This window comes from Fimbriimonas ginsengisoli Gsoil 348 (genome assembly GCF_000724625.1).
Classification (GTDB): Bacteria; Armatimonadota; Fimbriimonadia; order Fimbriimonadales; family Fimbriimonadaceae; genus Fimbriimonas; species Fimbriimonas ginsengisoli.
The window spans coordinates 611,647-630,902 of record NZ_CP007139.1 but is presented as its reverse complement, the minus strand read 5'-3'; the positions used below and the strand labels follow the sequence as shown (position 1 = coordinate 630,902).

Sequence of the window (19,256 nt, the reverse complement as noted above, 5' to 3'; positions counted from 1 at the left end):
TTGCACCGCTTCTCGGAAGGCTTTCGATGCTTCCGAGTCGCCTTGTCGCGCATCGTTCGGGCGTCTACCACGACCGTGTTGGTCGCCGTATCTTCCACGAGCAGAAGCTCCTTGACGTGGTGGATCTGTCCACGGATGCTGGGGTTGTCGTCGTGCTCGACAACCGAGTTCACCTTCCGCAGACCGAGGGCCTGGATCGTCGCCTGGAGGCGAGGGTTGTGGCCGATGGGGCTTTTAACCAGCTTAATACGCAGCATCGGCTTCCTCCTTCCGGGCCTTGGCGATCCAAGGAGTGAGTTGGGTGGCTTCGAGGCCGCGGCGAGCCGCCACGTCCTCCGGGCTGCTCAGCTTCTGGAACGCTGCGACCGTCGCATACGCCATGTTGATGGCGTTGCGGCTGCCGAGCGACTTCGCGAGCACATTGTGGATACCGCAAGCCTCGAGGCAGGCTCGGACGGCGCCGCCGGCCTTGACTCCGGTTCCCGGAGCGGCTGGGCGGAGCATGACCGTGGCCGTGCCCGACGTGGCGGTGATTTCGTGCGGGATCGTCTGGCCGATCATCGGCACGCGGAACATGTTCTTCCGTGCCGACTCCTCTGCCTTTCGGATGGCGTCCGGGATACCCCGGGCCTTGCCCAGGCCGACGCCGACCTGACCCTTATTGTCGCCCACAACGACGAGGATGGACCAGCTTGCGGTCTTACCTCCCTTATGGGTTTTGAACACCTTATTGGTGCGCACGACGCGAACGTCGAGCTGCGGCCCTTCGGTGTTGCGGCTCTCTCGCTTGCCGCTGAGTCGATTCATCATTCGCATCGGTTAAAACTCCAACCCGGCTTCTCGAGCGGCGGTGGCAAGCGAGGCGACGCGACCGTGGAACTTGAAGCCGCCCCGGTCGAACACGACCGTGGTGATACCGGCTTCCTTGGCTCGCTCGGCTAGCTTCGCGCCAACCTGCTTCGCTCCTTCCACGTTCCCCTTCGCGCTGAGATCCTTTTCTACGGAGCTCGCGGCGGCAAGGGTGCGTCCCGTCGTATCGTCGATAATCTGCGCACTGATGTGCTTCAGGCTGCGGTAGACAGCAAGTCGCGGACGCTCCGCAGTGCCGGAAAGGCTCTTGCGAATTCGTACGTGCCGCGCCTGGCGTAATTCGGTTCTGCTCTTGGTACTGGCCATTTTTGCGCTAACTCCTTACTTCTTGGCCGCCGCGCGCTTACCGGCCTTGAGACGAATCACTTCGCCCTGATACCGGATTCCCTTACCCTTATAGGGCTCGGGCTTGCGCACCTTGCGGACGTCGGCCGCCATCTGGCCTACCAATGCTTTGTCGATGCCCCGCACGATGATCTGCTGCGTTCGGGTCTTTTCGTCGGCCTTGACTTCGAAGGTGATCCCTTCCGGAGCCTCGACGCGAACGGGGTGTGAGTAACCCATGTTCAAAAGAAGGTTCTGCCCTTCAAGCGTGGCGCGGTAGCCGACGCCGACGACTTCCAGAGTCTTCGCGTGACCTTTCGTAACGCCGTCCACCATGTTCGAGATAAGCGTTCGGGCCAGACCGTGCTGGCTACGAGCCTCTCGTAGGTTGTTCGGACGCTCGAGGGTGAGCGTGTTCTCTTCCTGCTTTAAGGTCAGCAGGCGGGAAATCGGTTGTCGAAGTTCGCCTTTAGGGCCCTTGACCGCGACCTCGTTCGTATTCTCATCGACCGAGACGGTCACGCCCGACGGTACGGGAATGGGTCGAATGCCAATTCGAGACATGTTTAGTACACCTCGCAGAGGACTTCGCCGCCCATCCGGCGCCGTCGCGCCTCCCGGTCGGTCATCAGTCCGGCGCTCGTGCTCACGATCTGAGTGGAGAGGCCACTGCGTCGCGGCTTCAACTCGGTGACCGGCTTGTACACGCGAAGACCGGGCTTACTGACACGCGAGATGTGCGTGATCAGCGGCTTCCGCTTCGAGTCGTATCGCAGGTGCACCTTGATGGTGGGGAACTTGGATTCCGTGCTGATCTCGTGGCTGGTGACGTAACCTTCCGCCTCGAGGATCTTCACGATTTCGACTTTGATTTTGCTGTGCGGGACGTCGACGCTCGTCAGGCGCGCTTGGGCGCCGTTACGAATACGCGTCAGTAGGTCCGCGATTGGATCGCTATGCATAGTTCAGGGACCTCCTTCGTCCTACCAGCTGGATTTCTTCACGCCGGGCAGTTCGCCTCGGTGCGCTTTTTCGCGCAGGCAAATGCGGCAAAGTTGGAAGAAGCGGAAGTAACCGCTATCTCGCCCACAAAGCTGGCAGCGGTTGTACGCGCGCACCTTGAATTTGGGCTTCTTTCGCTGTTTTTCGATTAATGCTTGTTTGGCCATATTCTCTCCGCCGTTGTCGGATCGGTTCGCGCGTCCCGGGGCCAACCGGGAACGCATGCCTAATCCGTGGCACGGTTGTCGGACAGAAGAGGATACCCGAATCGCGGAAACGAGCTATTTTGGGAGTGCGCGAAGCTCTTCGCGCTTTGCATCCGCGGAGCTTGCTCCGCCAGTTCCGCTTAATTCCAAACGGCGTTAGAATGAATTCGTGGCAACGAGGCGCACGGAACGGGAGAAGATCGCACATGTTTATCGCCGGCTCGGGTTCGGAGCGACGCCATCGGAGTTGGACGCGGCGGAAAAGATCGGCCTCCACGCCACCATCGACGCCCTGATCGACTACCGGGAGGCGCTGGAACCTTCGCCGTACGAATTCTATTGGCGCGAAAAAGAAGAGCCGGACCTCGGCTCTTGGCGGACTCGGGCGTGGTGGGTCTACAACATGCTGGTCACGCCGACGCCTCTCAAGGAAAAGCTAACTCTGTTCTGGCACTCCCACTTCCCGGTCAGCGACGGCAAAGTCGAGGATGGGCCGATGATGCTCGACTACGTGCAAACCCTGCGCGAGCACGCGGCGGCTCCTTTTCCGAAGCTTCTGACCGCAATCGCCAAGAACCCGGCGATGATGCGTTACCTCGACATGGAACGCGCGGTACGTGGCCGGCCAAACGAGAACTTCGCCCGCGAGGTGATGGAGCTCTTCACGATGGGGATCGGCAACTACGACGAGGCCGACGTGAAAGAGGTCGCCCGGTCGCTCACCGGATGGGGTTACCTCAACACCTTCTATGAGATGCCGGGAAACACCGAGCAGAAAGTGCGTGACGCCCTCCGGGACGGGCGGCCTTTCAGCACCTTTATCGATATGCCCGCCATGCGGGACGACGGACCGAAGAAGATCCTCGGCAAGTCCCGCGATTGGAAGGGAGAACAGGTCTTGGAGATGCTGGCCAAGCAGCCGGCCACTTCCGAGCGGATCGCCCGGCGATTGTGGGAGTTCTTCGCCTACCAGCATCCAGAAACGAAGCCGGTCGCCGCGATCGCCCGCGTCTTCCAGACGAGCGTAGGCGACATCCGCAAGACGCTGCATGCCATGGTTCGGCAGGAGGAGTTTTGGTCGGACCGCTGCTTCCGCGGGCTGGTGAAGAGTCCCGCCGAGTTTTGCATCGGAATCGTGCGCGCCCAGGGTTCGGCCGCCGAGCTGCGGAGGCTGCGCGATCAGGCCGCCTCGCCCTACACACCGATTCCAAAGAAAGTGATGGACAACGCCGGGCATATTGCTTACCGCATGGAGAGGATGGGGCTCAGCCTCCTCTATCCCGTCGACGTTTCTGGATGGAAGTGGGGGGACGCGTGGGCGACGCCCGCCATGATGGGCGAACGCGGCATGTTCACCGGACTCCTTCTCTGGGATGACAAGGGACCGGGCGCGGGCTCGAAAACCCCCTTGGAGTTCGTGAAAGGTAAAGGCGCGAAAACTTCGGAAGAGATCGCGTCGGCGATCTGCGAACTGTTCGACGTCGAGCTTCCCGAGGCGTCGATGAAAGTAGTGGCCAAAGCCGTCGGCGACCCACGCTCCCTAAACGACCCCGGCTGGTGGGCCGGCTCCCTCAACCGCGCGATCCGAGTCCTAGTCGCCGCCCCCGAAATGCACATGATGTGAAACGTGGCACGGGCGGCTCGCCCGTGTGTCCCAGGGGCGGCCCGCCCCTGTCCGAAACTGTTTTCACCCTTCTGCCAAGCAAACAATCGAATGCCACTTGTTGGGTGACACCTCGCCTCTAGCCAGCACAGCAGCCAAAATGTGTCATGGAGTTCGACATCCGCACTGCGACCCTGGACGACGCGCCCGGGATGCTCGCGATCTATTCGCCGTATGTGTTGAACACGCCGGTTTCGTTCGAAGAGGTCCCCCCTTCTATGGAAGAGATGGCCGCTCGAATGAGCTCCGGGTTTCCTTGGTTGGCCGCCGACCGTGACGGGGAATTGCTCGGCTACGCCTACGGAAGCCGCCATCGCGACCGCGCCGCCTACCGCTGGTCGGTCGATGTTACGGTCTACGTTTCACCCAACGCTCGCCGCATGGGAGTCGCCCGCGCACTCTATTCCAAATTGCTCGATCAACTCCGGGAACAAGGCTTCTACAACGCCTTCGCTGGAATCGCCTTACCTAATGAAGCGAGCGTGGGCTTCCACGAATCCATGGGCTTCCACCTCGTAGGCATCTACCGAAACGTCGGTTTCAAGTGCGGCCAGTGGCACGATGTCGGATGGTGGCAAAAGGAGCTGATGCCTCCGTCCGACAACCCTCCGGAGCCGGCGAAGATTTGGGGTCATTAACCCTGACTTAAGCTTTGGAGCGCGGGCGTTCCGCCCGCCTCCCGGTCCGCGGACGTCTCGTCCGCATCCGCAAGGCTGGCAGATGAAACGTTACGTTCCCGAAATGCCGGTCTGGAGGACCGCTGGTCTCCAGACCGGCTCTTCCGGGCTCCCCCAACCGGAGGGCTTAGAGCTTTATGGGGATCCGCTTCGCCGATTTCAGCGTTACTGGGCCCAACAGACCGGACTCTAGAAGAGGGGAATCCTTGTTGTAGTAGTGCCACGTCGTGAAGGTGATGCGGCCCGTCTTCGGGCGCGGCTCCCCTTTGACCAGCCACTCGGGCCACTGCTTGAGCTGGGTGCCGTTCCATTCCACATCGGGGGGCAGTTGCTCGTCCCCGATCAGGCGGTTCGGCCACAGGTTGGTGACTTTGACCTCCAGGCGATTCATGCCCGGGCGCACGAAACCGGAGACGTCCAGGGCGAACGGCGGCTTCCAGAGCGTAGCCACCTTCCGGCCGTTGAGCGACACCGTCGCGAAGTTCTTTACGGCGCCCAAGTCCAGCCTTAGCGACTTACCCGAACCGACGAACGAAGCTGGAACGGCGAAGCTCTTAGAATAGGTGGCCGTTCCGGAGAAGTACCGGATCCCCGGGTTCGAATGCTCAGGCCAAGAAATAAGCTTCGCAAACGACGCCGAGGCAGGCGCCCCAAGTTTTGGCGGGAACGAGAGATTCCATGCCCCGCTGAGATCCAGCGAAGCTGGCGGCTGGTTGACGTTGACGATCTTCCGCCGCCCGAACGAGTCGGAAAGAGCAAACGCACCTGGCTTCCATGCCGTCAGATCGAAGGCGTGGCCCCCCGCCCTCGTCAGCTCGTAAGCGGCCGCTTCCACCTTCCCGCCAGGCGTCTTGGCCAAGGTGGCAAGGCCGTTCTCCTCGACTACCTCTTTCATCGGTTTGCCGCCAATCCGGTACTCGATGACGAGGCGCTTGACCACGTTGACCACCGGGTCGCCGAACAGCTCGTTGCTGGCCGGAATCTCAAACTGTCCCTCTCGAACCAACTGTCGTACCTGAGCCGTGACATCGGCGCCGCGGCCGTCCGCCGACTCGTAGCGAGCGCGGTCGACGACGATGGAAGGCATCCGAGGTCCGCTCGGCTGACCGACTGCCGGTCCGAACGCGGTCAGGTGTAGCTTTGGCACCGACTTCCGGAAGACTACGAAGACCGATTCGGCGGGATCGAATGAGAGCGAGACCGTGGTCCTTCCGTTGGTCTCGGAGTAAGCGGGCGCATCCTCCACCAAGCCGGTATCGGCATGCCAAAGCTCGGGAACGCGCCCGTTGACTCGGAAAGTGCATTGCGCGACCGTATTCCGATAGCTCTGATTGGAGACGAAGTAGACGTCCGCGTTATCGATGCGGCGATGGATGTCGATCAGCTTCGTCGTGAAATTGTGGGGGGCAAACTCGAAATCGGGCGCCACCTTGATCGACTTCAGCACGTCCGCCAACGGACGATCCCAAACCACGTGTCCCTTACCAAAACCTTGTTGGGGATGGTCCGTCGGCCCCCAAACCTCGTTCGCGATCTTTCGTACCGCGGAATCGCATGCCGGGAAATTCTGCAGGCTCGGAGATTGGGTTGGCTTCTGCCCGTATATGGTTGCCCCCGCTCCAACAAGCTCCCGGATCTTGCTCGCCACCGCCGGCGTCATGTACTTCGAGTTCGGCAAGACGAGAAGGGAATACGACATCCCGCTCGGCAGCACGATCCGCCCGTCCTTGACCGTCATCGAGAGCAGAGCGTTCGCGTCGCAGCCGTCGTAGTCGTATCCCTGCGGCAGTTCCGGACGAAGACCCCGCCGCCCCGGCAGGTCGATCGGCGCCTCTTCCCCGTAGTAGTAACAAACGTCGGCCACGAACCGGCCCGATTGCAGCAGGTATTGGCTCCGCGCCACGTACTTCAGCCAGGTCGCGGCCTCCGTCCACCAGGTCTGGGTTCGCTCGAGGTGGGTCCCCCATGGCCCCATCGTCATGCCAGGCTTCAGGTTCAGCCAGGGCTGAGCCGCGTATCGGTGGAAGATATATCGATTGATGCCGTCGCAGAATGCTTGATCGCCAAGCGCCTTAATGGCGTAAGGCTCCTCCAGCCAGCGACCCCTCGATTCGTCCGCGGTGAACGACTCCGCGCCAACCACCTTGCGCCCGTAGACGTGGGCGATCGAAGACGCGAGCTTCGCTGTCTCCATCGCGGCGCCCCCGATCCAGAACTCTCCCATCGGAATGTCCGCCTTCGAGCCGCTCTGAATCGTATCGAACCCGCCGTTTCCGTACGGCTCGGTGGAGAATTTGAGCCCGGCCCGGTGGCAAAGCTCGGCGAAGTGGCCGTAGTAGTTGTCCGCATACAGGTCGGCAATCGTCCGCCGGAAATCCCATAGGAACCGCTCCGTCTTCTCCTTGCTGTCGATCACCTGTCCGGCGATCGTCGGAAGGAAGGGAAGCGGATCGTAACCCCGGCGCTTGCGGAACTCCTCCCGAAACTTCGGAGTCCAGTTTTGGCTTCCGACCTCGTAGCTGTCGATCAGCGAATTGTTGAGCACCTTGCCCGCGAGCGGTCCCACATCCGAAATCACCTTCGCCATCAAACCGGCCCAGTGCTTGTCGAGTGCCTCCCGGCTCAGCTTGTCCACCTCGAGGCCGTCCCCTTCCGGCGGCGCGGGGTGGTTGTCTTTGCCCGTCGGGACATGCCCCATGCGAAGGATCGTCCACTTCCCGGCCGGGACGTTCCAGTCGAGCCGTCCATCCGAACCGAGCTTGTTAGTGAGATTGATAACCTCCGACGCCCTGATTGCGGGTTGGCTGCGGGAAAGGTCTAGCCCAAGGTTGTCCCCCCGCACGACGCCGGTCCTCGCGAGAAAATCGGTGGGTCGCACCTGCGCACCTGGCGACGTGCGGAAAGCGAAGACGGCGATGTCCTTATAGTAAGGAACCGCCGAGTAGACCTGCGGGGCATGCGCCTCCGGCAGCCGCTCATCGAAGTGGGAAGGCCCCTGAGTGCGGCGCTCCGACCAAGCGATGACCTGCATCGCGTCCTCCGGCTTGATCCAGGGTCCGCCGCTGCTGGACCAGCCCGCGCAGTTATGGAGGCAAAGCTCGATCCCGAGCCGTCCCGCCTCCCGCACGGCATGCGCGGTCATCTCACGCCAGAGCGGGCCGGCATACCCGGCCGGTCCGTGGGGGATCCCCTGGTCGACCGTGAACATCTGAGCCCCGCCGATCCCCGCCTGCTTCATCGCCTCGAGGTCGGCGGTAATTCCCTCCTTGGTCACATTTCCGTTCATCCAGTGCCACCACGTGTGCGGCCTGGCCGAAGCGGGCGGATTCTTGAACGTGCGGGCAAGCGTGTCTTGCGAGGTAAGGGTTGCGAGGAAGGCAATGACGGTCAGCATAAGGCGCACCGAAGCGTAAATCCATTCTAGACTCCCTTGGCGGTCGCCGACGTGGCATGGGCTTCCAGCCCGTGTGTATCATGCCCTTCCAGGGCATGTGAGTCCGACAAGGGCAGGATGCCCTTGGGACCCACTGGCAAGATGCCAGTGCCACTTCCGGATTTCTCCACCCCCAACCCCCCCCCCATCGCACAAACATCGACGAGGAGGGGGCTCCGGACTTACACTTGCTGGAAGGTCGTCTTCAAAGTCTGCGCCTCACCGGTCTCCGAAGACCGAAGCGCGGCTTCGATAATTTCCACGACGTGGGCGGCATGTTCCGCGGTGGCGATCGGCTTCGCATTATCGTCGCGGATCCAGTCGACGAGCTGCATCATGTCCTCGAAGACGTGGGCCTCTTCCATGTCGGCGTGAACACCGGTGACGTGGGGGCCGTAGGCGTGGTGCCCGGCGTCGGCGGTGATCGGTTGCCCGTTGTGGTTAAGACCGACGATCGTCCCCTTCGTTCCGAAGAAGCTAGGGCCTGCCCAGTCGCTGACCGTGCCCGCGAACGTTCCGTACACGAAAGCGAAGACGCCCGAGCCGAAGTCGAGCACCATGAGGGTGTTGTCTTCGGCGTCGCAGGGATACATTTCGCCCCGAAACTCGCGCTCCTTCACGACATTTGCCGACATGCCAGTGACCCGCTTGGCGGGGCCGAGGATGCCGGTAAGAGAGTGAAGGCCGTAGACCGTCATGTCGTAAAGCGGGCCGCCGCCGGGCTTTTTCCAGTACCAGGCAGGGTTGATGTTCGAGAGCACATCGGTTCCTTGTCGCAGTCCTTCCTTCTCGTGGTAGCTGCCGAAGGATGCGCCGGTAACGGCCCAGGAGAGTTGCCCCAACTCGCCTTCCCTTACTCGCCGGCGGACTTCTCGCAGGGCGGGCCTCGTCATCTGACCCGGAGAAGCGACGATCTTGACCCCCGCCCGCTCGGCCTTGGCGATCAGGTCGATCGCCTCGTCGGCGGTCACGGTGATGGTCTTATTGAAGTGGATGTGCTTGCCGGCGGCGATCGCCATAAGTCCTTGCTCGTAATGGAGGCTGATCGGAGAGCAGATCGTCACCAGGTCGACACCGGGGTCCTCGAGCAGCGCTTCGAGGCTGTCGAAATGCCCCGGGACGCCAAACTTTGCCGCGGCGGCCTCCGCTCGTCCGGGAGCCGGATCGCAGACGGCAGCCAAGGTCACGCGGTCCTGAACGTCCGCACAGGAGAAATGTTGGAGAGCCGCCCGAATGCCGATGCTCCCGGCGCCAACCACGCCCATTCCAAGAGGTTTGTTTGCCATGTCCGTTAACCCATCTGAGTGATCCGGCCGCCCGTGACCGGAAGATACGCGCCAGTGACGTATCCGGCGAGGTCGCTGAGAAAGAAGGCACAGGCGTTCCCGATCTCCTCCGCCGAACCGTGCCGACGAAGCGGGAGCGACTTTCCAAAATTGAGAGACCCTTCGGAGGTCGTATCCACCGTCTCCGTCGCCATCCACCCCGGCGCCACCATATTCACCGTGATCCCCTCCGGCCCGAGCTCATTGGCCAACGCGCGCGAGATTCCGACCATGGCCCCCTTTCCCGCCAGATACGAGGACCAATCGCCGGGCGCCATGTCCCAAAGCTCCGTAACGATGTTGACGATCCGGCCGCTTCCCGCTTCCTTCATCGCCGGACGCACCGCTCGGATCGTGTTCACCACCGCACGAGCGCCAAAGTCGAACATATCCTGGAAGTCTTTATCTTCGAGCTCCGCGAAAGCGCCGTGCTGCCGCCCGCTGATCGCGTTGTTGATCAGCCCGTCGATCTGTCCCAGTTCACGCAGCGTCCGCTCGATCATGGAATCGACTTCGCTCTGGTTTCGAACGTCGGCGCCGATCGCGATCCCCTTTACGCCGTTCGCTCTCGCCTCCGCCGCGACGGCTTCCGCCTTTTCAGCCGCGTGGGCGTAGTTCACCACTACCGAGCAGCCGTTCCGAGAGAGAGCTCGGCAAATGTCCGCCCCGATCCCGCGTGCGCCGCCGGTAACGATGGCCACTTTCCCTTCCAGGAGTCTGTTCATGGGCCCGAGTTTAGCCGACCGGTTTGCCTTGAACCCAGCATCGTCGCCGCCGCCGATGTAATCTTCGATCCATGTCCGAAAAGCTAACGATCTGGTGCAACGCCGACCTCTCCGAACCGGCGATGGCTGAACTTAAAGAGGGAACCGCCAAGCACCGGCTCCTGATCGAGGGGGAGCAGACCGGCAACCTCGGGGCTGGCGGAGCGAGCGAGCTCTTGAAGGAAGCTGAGATTGCCTTTGGACAACCCGATCCTCGGCAGGCGATGGAGTTGTCGACCTTGCGCTGGGTCCACCTCACCAGCGCTGGCTACACCCGGTACGATTCGCCGGAATTTCGAAGTGCCCTCACCGGGCGCGGCGCGACGATGACCAACAGCTCGTCCGTTTTCGACGAGCCTTGCGCGCAGCATCTCTTGGCCTTCATGCTCGCCCTCGCCCGCCAGTTGCCTGCCTCCTTGTCCGACCAGCTCGGACCGAAATCGTGGGATTACGAACGGTTGCGATCCCAAACCCGGCTCCTGGATGGCCAAACCGTCCTCATCCTCAGCTTCGGAGCCATCGCTCGCCGCCTTGTGCAATTGCTCGCTCCCTTCAACCTAAACGTGGTGGCCGTGCGACGTCATGTCAAGGGAGACGAACCGGTCGAAACTCATCCGATCGACGAGTTGCCCCGCTTATTGTCCGAAGCGGATCACGTCGTCAATATCCTCCCCGCAAACGGCTCTACCAACCGGCTGGTGAATGCCGAAGCCCTCGCCGCGATGAAGACGGGCGCGATGTTTTACAACGTCGGACGCGGCTCGACCGTGGACCAAGCCGCGCTGATCGAGGCACTAACCACTGGACGCCTGGGCGGCGCTTATCTAGATGTCACCGACCCCGAGCCGCTCCCATCCGATCACCCGCTCTGGACATGCCCCAACTGCTATATCACCCCTCACATCGCCGGTGGCCATGCCGAAGAAATGGAGCGGCTCGTCCGCCACTTCCTCCGAAATCTGGCCCTCTACGAAGCGGGCGCTCCGCTCGTCGACCGGGTTATCTAACCTCGCCCTCGCGGGCCTGAGCTATGCTCAGATTCAATGACAAATGTTGCAGAAATGACTTTGGGCGAATGGCAGGCGAGGTTGATCGAGAAGTCGGCGATCATCATGAGCCACTTCGTCGAGACCACCCGCGAAGATCGCCTTCGCTGGCGGCCGTCGACCGAGGAGGCGTCCCAGACCCGATCGGTCATGGAGCAGCTCGGGGAGTGCATTTTCGCGAATCAGCGGTTTCTCGCCATTTTCCGTGGCGATGAACCCGCAACTCCGCCCGCGTCGTTCGACTCCTTTGGCGAGGTTCCCGAGGCGACCGCCCTACTGAAATCGAGCGCGGCCGCCCTCGCGGCCGAGGTCCGAAAGCTTAAGGGCGACGACCTGATGAAGACCGTCCAAACCCACCGCGGCCCAATGCCCGCCGCCCTCGCCATGCAATTCCCGGTCCGAAACATGACCTACCACATGGGCCAGATGAACATGATTCAACTGCTCTACGGAGACACTGCCTTCCACATCACCGAGGAGTTCACAACGTTGTAAGGTGTAGCATCGGCACCCTGCCGATGAACGTTAAGGCGTTAAGGCGTTAAGGCGTTAAGGCGTTAAGGCGTTAAGGCGTTAAGGCGTTAAGGCGTTAAGGCGTTAAGGCGTTAAGGCGTTAAGGCGTTGCTAGCTTGCTGCTTTACCCTATTCCCAACGCCCAACGCCCAACGCCCAAGTCAATCTTTCCCCCCTCAGTCCACAAGCCACACGCCACAGTCCACATCCTTAGCGCCCCGCCCCCTAAACCCCCGCAAACGCCCTCCCCTTCTGCCAATTCCCCCGCGTGAAGTCGGGGAACTTCACCGGCGCGCTGCCGTGGGCGACCGAATGCTCGCTGAGCGGTCCCGGGGCGCTCCATGCTGCCGCGTCGTACACGTCGAAATCGGGCGCGAGTCCTTCGCGCATGCACTGAATGACTCGCCAGCACATGATGTAGTCCATCCCGCCGTGGCCGCCGCTCTTGCGAGCGACCTCTCCCTCCTGAGCCCAAAGCGGGTGCTCGAACTGCGCCTTGTAAGCGTCCAGCCCCACGAACTGCTCTCCTTCCTTCTGCCCGTCGATGTAGAGGCGCGGGGGATAGTCGCGGAATATCCCCTTCGTGCCCGCGATGAGGTTGATCCTGTCGTACGGATGCGGCTCGCTGACGTTGTGCTCCACCGTGATCAGCCGCCCCTTAACGGTCTTGATCAGGCTGGTGTTCTGGTCGCCGCAGTGGTAAACCTCCCGCATCTTCGGATCATCCGGTCGAAGGTGCTCCTTGCGGAACGCCTGCAGCCCGACCGACGGGCTGCTCATGGAAACCATGTAGTCGAACCGGTCGCCACGGTTGCAGTCGAGGTAGTTCGCCACTGGACCCAACCCATGGGTTGGATACAGATTCCCGTTCCGGTCCAGGTGCTCCGCGCGCCGCCAAAGCCCTTCTCCTTGGTCTTCGAAGAGAAGTGCCCGCAGGTCGTGGTTGTAGGCGCCTGCTCCATGAGTCAGCTCCCCAAGAAGCCCGGCTCGGACCATACGTAGCACCATGAGCTCGGTTTCGCCGTAACAGCAATTCTCGAAGATCATGCAGTGTCTGCGTGCCTTCTCGGATGCGTCGACTAACTCCCAGCACTCGGCCAGCGTGCGGGCGGCGGGGACCTCGACGCCGACGTGGTGACCATGCTCGAGTGCGCTCAGCGCCTGGCGGACATGCCAGATCCACGGGGTGGCGATGTACACCAGATCGAGATCGTCTCGTTTGCAGAGATTCTCGTAGTCGTGGTCGCCAGCGTGATACTCGGCTGGCTTTGGCTGTCCCGCCTTCTGGACCATGGCCGCCGCCCGTGCCGTCTTCGCCGGTACCACGTCGCAAACCGCACGGACTTCGACTCCCGGCACGGCCAAAAACTCGGCGCAAACTCCGGTCCCGCGCCCGCCTACGCCGATGATCCCAAGCCGTACCTTCTCGTGTCGCTCGAACGGAACCCCAACCATCGTTGGGTGCGTTCGTTGCGGTTCTATCGGGTCGGTTGCCCCGGGAAGCAGCCCGGTAAGGCCGCCGACCCCGGCAATCCCCGCCGTCTTGATCAGCCCACGTCGAGTCATGGTCGATTCGTCCATGGCTAATGTTAGGCGATTCGGGATGGCGGTTGGGAACAGTTGGCAGTTGGCAGTTAGCAGATCGCCCAGAGTCTTCCGGACTGCTAACCGCTAACCGCCAACTGCTAGCCCTCGGTTAGAACTTCAGCACTCCGGCCGAGTCGGAGACGTTGCCGGCTCCGGGGACGATCGTGACGGTCGTTCCGTTCGCCGTCACCGTCTTGGTGACGGTGTATCCCGTGTTCGGCTTAAGGTCGCCGACGAAGAACGTCGTTACCGTGGCCGGAACGGTGAAGGTGACCGAGTTGAACGCGGTGGTGATGTCGTTCTTGAACATCAGCGCGTAGGTTCCGAAGGTCGTGCCGTCGAACGCGTCACCGGCTGAAGACTGCACCAGCGTGGAGGCGAGCGGCGCCATGTTGGCGTCGGCGCCCTGCACCACGTGCAAGAATCGGATGTTCTTCGGGTTCGTGGGATCTTCGACCTGGATTCGGCAAGTCATCGGCTCCCAGTTCGCCGTCTCGTTAGCATCAGGACCGTTCGCGCTCTTCGGCACCGACTGCGGCGTGATAACGCCTCCGAGGGGCAGAAGAGTTCGTACGTACATGCGCTGGCCGTTCGGGGTGACCGCGGTGGACAGGTTGCCATTCACGGTCGCCAGGTTCTGAGTGTTCAGATACCATCGCTTCCACTTGTTGGCGCTCTTGGAGACGACGCGGTCGTACGCGACCACCACGTCCGGCTTGAGGTAGATCAGCGACCGGCTCTCGTGCTGGACGTCCGTCGCTCCGATGCTGGGGCAGCTATACAGCTTGGTCGCATCGCTTTGAGCGGCGATGTACGAAGGCTGGATGCTGCTCACCACGACCGGGTCTCCGCCGTTGATGTAGGAGAACATGCTGCCGATGGCGAGCTGGATGACGAGGTACCAGTTGGTCGTGCTCCCCGTGTTCTGAATGGCGATGCCGTTCTGAAGGCCGGGCGAGTTGACGTTGAAGCCGTATCCTTGGCGGCCTTTGGTGAGCCACTCTCCCTTGCGATAAAGCTCGAACTTGTTCGCGTCCTGCGGGTTGTGGTCGGTGGTGATCCAAGAGCTCTTGAACGTGAACCACGATGCGTTGGGTCCCCAATCGGTTCGAGAAACGATCCGGTTGAGACCGGGCGAGAAGAAGTCGGTCGGAACCGTGTTGCGTGGGTCGGTGGGAGCCGGCGCCGCGGGGTCCATGAGGAGGAAATACATGACCGCGATCATCGGGCCGTAGTTCTGCATGCACGAGCTGATCTGGTTCAGGCGCGTCGTGCCGTGGCCCGGCTCGTACTCCGTGATCATCCAGCGGATCTTGTTGTAGAGGGTGTTGTCCCCCTTGTTACGGGCGATCAGGGCAAGCGGTCCGAAAGTCCGGATGTAGTTGACCGTCCAGTAGTCGGCGTTGTCCCCGAAGTCGGCCGCCTGATACGTCGGGCCGATCCAGTTCGCCAGAACTACCTGCTTCGGACTCATCGACGTGATGTAGCTGTCGAGAACCTGCTGATTCCACCAGGGGGTACTGGCCAGTCCCGCCGGCGAGCCGTAGGTGCCGACGTTGTCGGTGCCGGCCGTATTCATCGCCAGCAGAAGCATGGCGATGCCGCTCGTATCGGATTCTCCGTAGCCGATACCCTCGGGTGAGGTGCCGCCGTTGGTGTCGGTCTGCTCAAGTTTCTCAAGCTGGTAAAGCCAGGCGCCGGTGACGTTTCCGATGAAGTCACGCAAGGTTCCGGCCGGAGGATCGCCGGCCGCGGCTGGCACGTCGTCGGCCAGATCCATCGCCATCGCCATCATTCCGATTTGGCGGGCGTGGTTGTCGTAATAGTTGTTGCCTGCCCACCGCAGGGCCCCCTTGCTCGCGAGCAGCGTAGGGTTGTAGGTCATGCCGAGCGGATTCGGGTGGTTGTATCCGTTCAGGTTGTCCTGCACCCATTGCAGGAACACCTTGCGCACGATCTGCTTCTCGGCCGGGGTGAAAGTTTGGTAGCACCAGTCGACCACCAACGGGAACCCCTCCCCATACCAGCGTGACCGGTTGTAGGCGGCGAATTGAGGTGAAGTGAACGGGTCTGTAATAAGGCCGGGGCCGTTCTTGCACTTGTTGAAGATGAACATCACGAGGTCGTGGGCGCGCTTCGCCCAGTCGGCGCGAAGCTGCACGTTCGGATCGACCAGCGACATGAGCGCGAAGATCTCCGCGTACCCTTCGGTCGGGCAGATGACGGAGTTCCCGAGCGCGTTTCCGTCGTCCAACTGGGGGATCTTGTTTTGATTCATCATCGCCTTGGCGTTATTCGCCGCGGCTTGCAGAGCGGTGAAAATCGGATTGCCGGCGTTCGCCCACGACTGAAAAGTGGGCAACTGGCTCGCCTTGATGAACAGCCGCGGATGTCCGGTCATGGAGCCGGCGGGAGGCGGAATATGCGGCGGACTGATGAAGCCGCCGGTAGTGGTCCCTCCCGACGTTCCGGTTGTGGTGCCGGTGGTGCTTCCGGACGTTCCGGTGGTTCCGGTCGTCCCGCCGGTCGTTCCGCCCCCGGTGGTTCCACCGCCGGTTCCTCCATCCGACGTTACGGTGAAATCCGGCGAGACGGGATAGACCGGGTTAAGCTTGGGAATCAACTTGATCTGCCCGGTAACCGCACCAGATGGAACCTTCACCGTCAAAGTGGTGCCGAAGTTCGACACAAGCTGGGCCGGAACCCCATTGGCAAAGTCGACCTCCTTAATCTGCCCAAGTTGACTCCCCGTAAACGTCACTTGCGTACCGACCGGGCCGCTGTGGGGCGTGTAACTTGTGACCACGGGTGGACCATCGTCGGCGTGGGCCACCGCGATGGCAAGCAGCGTGGCGCCGGCCAATCCTAATTTCAATAAGCTTCTCATACGTGCATTCCTTTCCATCGGCCGCTTCATCGCGGCCACAACGGTAGGAGTGTCGACATGAGGCGTGCACGAGCGTGTGCACGGCGCCGGGCGTTTTGCAGAATAGATCCAAAAGACCCAGAAAGCAAAGGCGGAAAACGGAAGGCGGAACGCGGTGCTGAACGCAAAAAAAGCGCCCCGACAGGAGTCGGGGCGCTTTTTCTTATTTTATTCTGGTCGACTTACCAGCGACCGCCACGGCCGCCGCCGCCGCCACTGCTGCCGCCGCCACTGTAGGAGTCGCGGCCGCCGCCGTAACCACCACCACCGCCGCCGCTATTGCTGCGGGGCTCGCGAGGCTTGGCCTCGTTGACGGTAAGGGTTCGTCCGTCCATCGAAGAGTTGTGCTTGTCGGCGATCGCCGTCTCGAGCTGAGCCGGATCGATGTCAACGAATCCGAAGCCGCGTCCTTCGACGATACGGGCGTTGGTGGCGCCGTAGACGCTGAAGTAGGTGGTGAGCTGACCTTCGGTCGCGGTGTACGGCAGGTTGCCGACGTAGAGTGTTTTGTTTGCCATTTGAATGGCCTCCTTTATTTAATTGTTCCGGTTCCGACAGACAGAGAGATCGAGATCAGAACCGGCCGGAGGCTGCATTCCACAAACGAAGACCAAGGCTTTCAAACAGGTAACGGTTCACTATACCCCACTTGAGGACGGAGGGCGGAGGGCGCTTTGGGGAATTGTTGGAACTAACCGTGGATGTGGAGCATTTCGAGGAATGTCAACGGACTAAACGGTCGTAGCATGAAAGGGTCTTCCATGGTTAAGTCAATTTCACTCCTCGCCTTCGCAATCGCCATCGGCTGCGCTACCGCCGCCACCTCCGGGCCTATCGATGGACTGGCCAAGGTTACGAGCAAGACCAAGTTCGCCGTAACCAAAGCCGACGCCGAATGGAAGCGGACGCTCGCGCCGGATGCCTACCTCATCCTGCGAAAGGCGGATACCGAGCGCGCCTATTCCGGCAAGTACTGGGATTTCCACGGCAAGGGAACCTACCTTTGCGCGGCCTGCGACCTGGAGCTGTTCAGCAGCGACGATAAGTTCGATAGCCAAACCGGGTGGCCAAGCTTCACCCGCGAGATCAAACACGGGCGCACTCTCACCCGAACCGACCTGAGCGACGGAATGGAGCGAGACGAGGTCGTCTGCTCGCGATGCGGCAGCCACCTCGGCCACGTCTTCGACGATGGCCCCGAGCCCACCCATCTCCGCTTCTGCATGAATTCCCCGGCTCTCAAGTTCAAACCGAAGAAATCAGCTCCCGGTCCGTAATGGGAATGGAGCTTGGGAAGCTAGAAGCAGTATCGTATCGAGACATTCGCATGTCTCGATACCTTGTGCTTTTCGCATTTACTCTGCTGCCGGTCAACGACGTCGTTGCGCAGGACATACCAAAAAACGATCCCCTGCTGAATCGGCCACGTATCAAAGCCGCCATAGACGCATCGAATCACGACAAAACCGAGAAGGGAGTCCGGCTCCTCAGAGCCGTCGCCGCCTCCAAACGGAGTACCGTCTCCGAGCGTTATGCCGCGCATGCCCTCCTCGGGATCGCGGCCTTGATGGACAAGAAGGAGGCGGAGGCGGGGCGTGAGATCGGCATTGCCGCGAAGCTATTTTCGTCTACTGGGTTGCCGAAAGACTACTGGCTGCAAAACGCTATTGCGCCGTACGCTGAGATCCTAAGACCGTCCGGTGGAGGAAAGTTCGCGGTGACGATTCGTTCTGCTTCCGCGCTCAAAGCGGTCGGGGTCGACCCCGAAGCGCTGAAGACGCTGGCCGCCGACGCTGAAAAGTCCCACTCGGACTCGCTCGTGGTTTGGAGAGACGGTAAACCGCTTTTAGAAGCGCACACCGGCACAGCGCCTCGCCGCATGGAGTTGGCGTCGGTCACGAAGTCGATCAGTAGCTCAGCGGTGATGCTGCTTCTGGACGACCACAAGATCGATTCCATCGATCAGCCGCTCTCCGACTTCTTCCCCCAGTGGCGAAACATCCCGGCTAACGCGCCGGAAACCGTGCGTCGACGCTCCCACATCACCCTACGGCATGTGCTGGGCCACACGTCGGGAATCGAGACCGAGTTCTCGGACGGCAAGATTCCAATGCAGCCGAACGCCTTCCGGTATGCCCTAGAGAGCCCGGTCGTCACCGAGCCGGGCCAGGTGTTCAACTACAACAACCGCGCCGCGAACCTCGTCTCGGGATTGGTTCGCCGCATCACCGGGCTTACCCTGCAGGCATTCCTCAAGAAGCGCATTTTCGATCCGCTCGCCATCGACGACTACTTTTGGATGCAGGATCGGGCCGGGAACGGCTACGTTTATGGCGGCCTGTCCCTCAGGGCAAACGACCTCGCCAAAATCGGACAGTTGCTCCTCGACGGCGGGGTCTGGCAGGGGAGACGGCTCATTAGCCGGGACCGGATCGAACAGTTCACGATCCGTTCGAGTCAAGCTCGCGTGTCGAGTTGCGCGCTCTTCTGGTGGATCGACGAATCCAACCACCTGTACCGCCTCAACGAAGCGCAGCTCGCCGAATGGCGGAAAGAGGGGATTTCTGAAAAGGTCCTGGCGTCGTTGCAGGTTCTCCGTGGAAAGTGGCTGAACCACACGGACTTTGAGGACATGCTCCGTCCGAACTTCTCCGATTATCGGGTTTTTGGGGAGTGGTACAAGAAGTCGGATTGGACTAAAGCCGATCGTATCGCCGCACCCGATCCGGACGGGTTCAACGGCAACGGCTCGCTAGGGCAATATCTGGTCGTAGTTCCGAACAGCCGCCTCGTTGTCGTTCGCCAAATCAGTAGGTTCAGTCACAAGAGCGACGCTGACGATTTTCCTGGATTCGCGGCTCGCGTCCAGTCTTTGGTCCACCAGTAGCTCGGTTAACGGCGCCCGCGAAGTCCCCACTAG

17 protein-coding genes and 1 pseudogene are annotated in these 19,256 nt (G+C 61.4%); 6 read left to right on the top strand and 12 right to left on the bottom strand.

The window, feature by feature from the left end:
* Positions 1 to 89: 89 nt before the first annotated feature.
* The 6 genes and pseudogenes from rpmD to OP10G_RS02895 form a co-directional block, all read right to left on the bottom strand.
* Positions 90 to 257: pseudogene (gene rpmD / locus OP10G_RS27330) on the bottom strand (50S ribosomal protein L30); the annotation flags it as partial.
* Positions 244 to 810, bottom strand: a complete 567-nt coding sequence (gene rpsE, locus OP10G_RS02915) for a 30S ribosomal protein S5 (RefSeq protein ID WP_338031910.1) — start codon at positions 808 to 810, stop codon at positions 244 to 246. The gene rpsE and the pseudogene rpmD, both read right to left, overlap by 14 nt.
* A 9-nt stretch (positions 811 to 819) precedes the next feature.
* Positions 820 to 1,176, bottom strand: coding sequence for a 50S ribosomal protein L18 (gene rplR / locus OP10G_RS02910; protein ID WP_025227380.1), 357 nt, complete (start codon positions 1,174 to 1,176; stop codon positions 820 to 822).
* A gap of 15 nt (positions 1,177 to 1,191) precedes the next feature.
* Positions 1,192 to 1,758 carry a 50S ribosomal protein L6 gene (rplF, locus tag OP10G_RS02905; protein ID WP_025227381.1) on the bottom strand — a complete coding sequence of 189 codons (567 nt, stop codon included), beginning with the start codon at positions 1,756 to 1,758 and terminating at the stop codon, positions 1,192 to 1,194.
* Between the two features lie 2 nt (positions 1,759 to 1,760).
* Positions 1,761 to 2,156 carry a 30S ribosomal protein S8 gene (rpsH, locus tag OP10G_RS02900; protein WP_025227382.1) on the bottom strand — a complete coding sequence of 132 codons (396 nt, stop codon included), beginning with the start codon at positions 2,154 to 2,156 and terminating at the stop codon, positions 1,761 to 1,763.
* A gap of 21 nt (positions 2,157 to 2,177) precedes the next feature.
* Positions 2,178 to 2,363, bottom strand: coding sequence for a type Z 30S ribosomal protein S14 (locus tag OP10G_RS02895; protein WP_025227383.1), 186 nt, complete (start codon positions 2,361 to 2,363; stop codon positions 2,178 to 2,180).
* 208 nt (positions 2,364 to 2,571) lie between these two features.
* Here OP10G_RS02895 and OP10G_RS02890 point away from each other — a divergent pair, with 208 nt between their 5' ends.
* Both OP10G_RS02890 and OP10G_RS02885 read left to right on the top strand, forming a co-directional pair.
* Entirely contained in the window at positions 2,572 to 4,026 is a 1,455-nt protein-coding gene (locus OP10G_RS02890; RefSeq protein ID WP_025227384.1) for a DUF1800 domain-containing protein, read from the top strand.
* A 146-nt stretch (positions 4,027 to 4,172) separates the two neighbouring features.
* Entirely contained in the window at positions 4,173 to 4,703 is a 531-nt protein-coding gene (locus OP10G_RS02885; protein WP_025227385.1) for an arsinothricin resistance N-acetyltransferase ArsN1 family B, read from the top strand.
* Positions 4,704 to 4,869: 166 nt separating this feature from the next.
* On the opposite strand, the gene OP10G_RS02880 is transcribed toward OP10G_RS02885, so the two are convergent.
* The 3 genes from OP10G_RS02880 to OP10G_RS02870 form a co-directional block, all read right to left on the bottom strand.
* A complete protein-coding gene (locus OP10G_RS02880; RefSeq protein WP_025227386.1) occupies positions 4,870 to 8,136 on the bottom strand; it encodes a glycosyl hydrolase in 3,267 nt (1,088 codons plus the stop codon).
* A 221-nt stretch (positions 8,137 to 8,357) separates the two neighbouring features.
* Positions 8,358 to 9,461, bottom strand: a complete 1,104-nt coding sequence (locus OP10G_RS02875; RefSeq protein WP_025227387.1) for a Gfo/Idh/MocA family protein — start codon at positions 9,459 to 9,461, stop codon at positions 8,358 to 8,360.
* Between the two features lie 5 nt (positions 9,462 to 9,466).
* Complete coding sequence (locus tag OP10G_RS02870) at positions 9,467 to 10,225, bottom strand: SDR family NAD(P)-dependent oxidoreductase (RefSeq protein ID WP_025227388.1); 759 nt, start codon at positions 10,223 to 10,225, stop codon at positions 9,467 to 9,469.
* A gap of 71 nt (positions 10,226 to 10,296) precedes the next feature.
* Here OP10G_RS02870 and OP10G_RS02865 point away from each other — a divergent pair, with 71 nt between their 5' ends.
* Together OP10G_RS02865 and OP10G_RS02860 are read left to right on the top strand one after the other, a co-directional pair.
* Positions 10,297 to 11,271: a D-2-hydroxyacid dehydrogenase gene (locus tag OP10G_RS02865; RefSeq protein ID WP_025227389.1), complete on the top strand. Its 975-nt coding sequence runs from the start codon at positions 10,297 to 10,299 to the stop codon at positions 11,269 to 11,271.
* 36 nt (positions 11,272 to 11,307) lie between these two features.
* On the top strand, positions 11,308 to 11,805 hold the full coding sequence (locus OP10G_RS02860) for a DinB family protein (RefSeq protein WP_084178782.1): 498 nt from the start codon (positions 11,308 to 11,310) through the stop codon (positions 11,803 to 11,805).
* A 243-nt stretch (positions 11,806 to 12,048) separates the two neighbouring features.
* Here OP10G_RS02860 and OP10G_RS02855 read toward each other — a convergent pair whose 3' ends face one another.
* The 3 genes from OP10G_RS02855 to OP10G_RS02845 all read right to left on the bottom strand — a co-directional run bounded on the left by OP10G_RS02855 (position 12,049) and on the right by OP10G_RS02845 (position 16,854).
* Positions 12,049 to 13,404: a Gfo/Idh/MocA family protein gene (locus OP10G_RS02855; protein WP_025227391.1), complete on the bottom strand. Its 1,356-nt coding sequence runs from the start codon at positions 13,402 to 13,404 to the stop codon at positions 12,049 to 12,051.
* A 115-nt stretch (positions 13,405 to 13,519) separates the two neighbouring features.
* Entirely contained in the window at positions 13,520 to 16,297 is a 2,778-nt protein-coding gene (locus OP10G_RS23845) for a hypothetical protein (protein WP_025227392.1), read from the bottom strand.
* Between the two features lie 221 nt (positions 16,298 to 16,518).
* A complete protein-coding gene (locus OP10G_RS02845) occupies positions 16,519 to 16,854 on the bottom strand; it encodes an RNA recognition motif domain-containing protein (RefSeq protein WP_025227393.1) in 336 nt (111 codons plus the stop codon).
* A gap of 243 nt (positions 16,855 to 17,097) precedes the next feature.
* Between OP10G_RS02845 and msrB the strand changes: the two genes are divergently transcribed.
* Together msrB and OP10G_RS02835 are read left to right on the top strand one after the other, a co-directional pair.
* Positions 17,098 to 17,613 (top strand): peptide-methionine (R)-S-oxide reductase MsrB, encoded by a 516-nt coding sequence (msrB, locus tag OP10G_RS02840; protein WP_025227394.1) that lies wholly within the window; start codon positions 17,098 to 17,100, stop codon positions 17,611 to 17,613.
* Positions 17,614 to 17,663: 50 nt separating this feature from the next.
* Positions 17,664 to 19,223, top strand: a complete 1,560-nt coding sequence (locus tag OP10G_RS02835; RefSeq protein ID WP_158409126.1) for a serine hydrolase domain-containing protein — start codon at positions 17,664 to 17,666, stop codon at positions 19,221 to 19,223.
* Positions 19,224 to 19,256 lie beyond the last annotated feature (33 nt).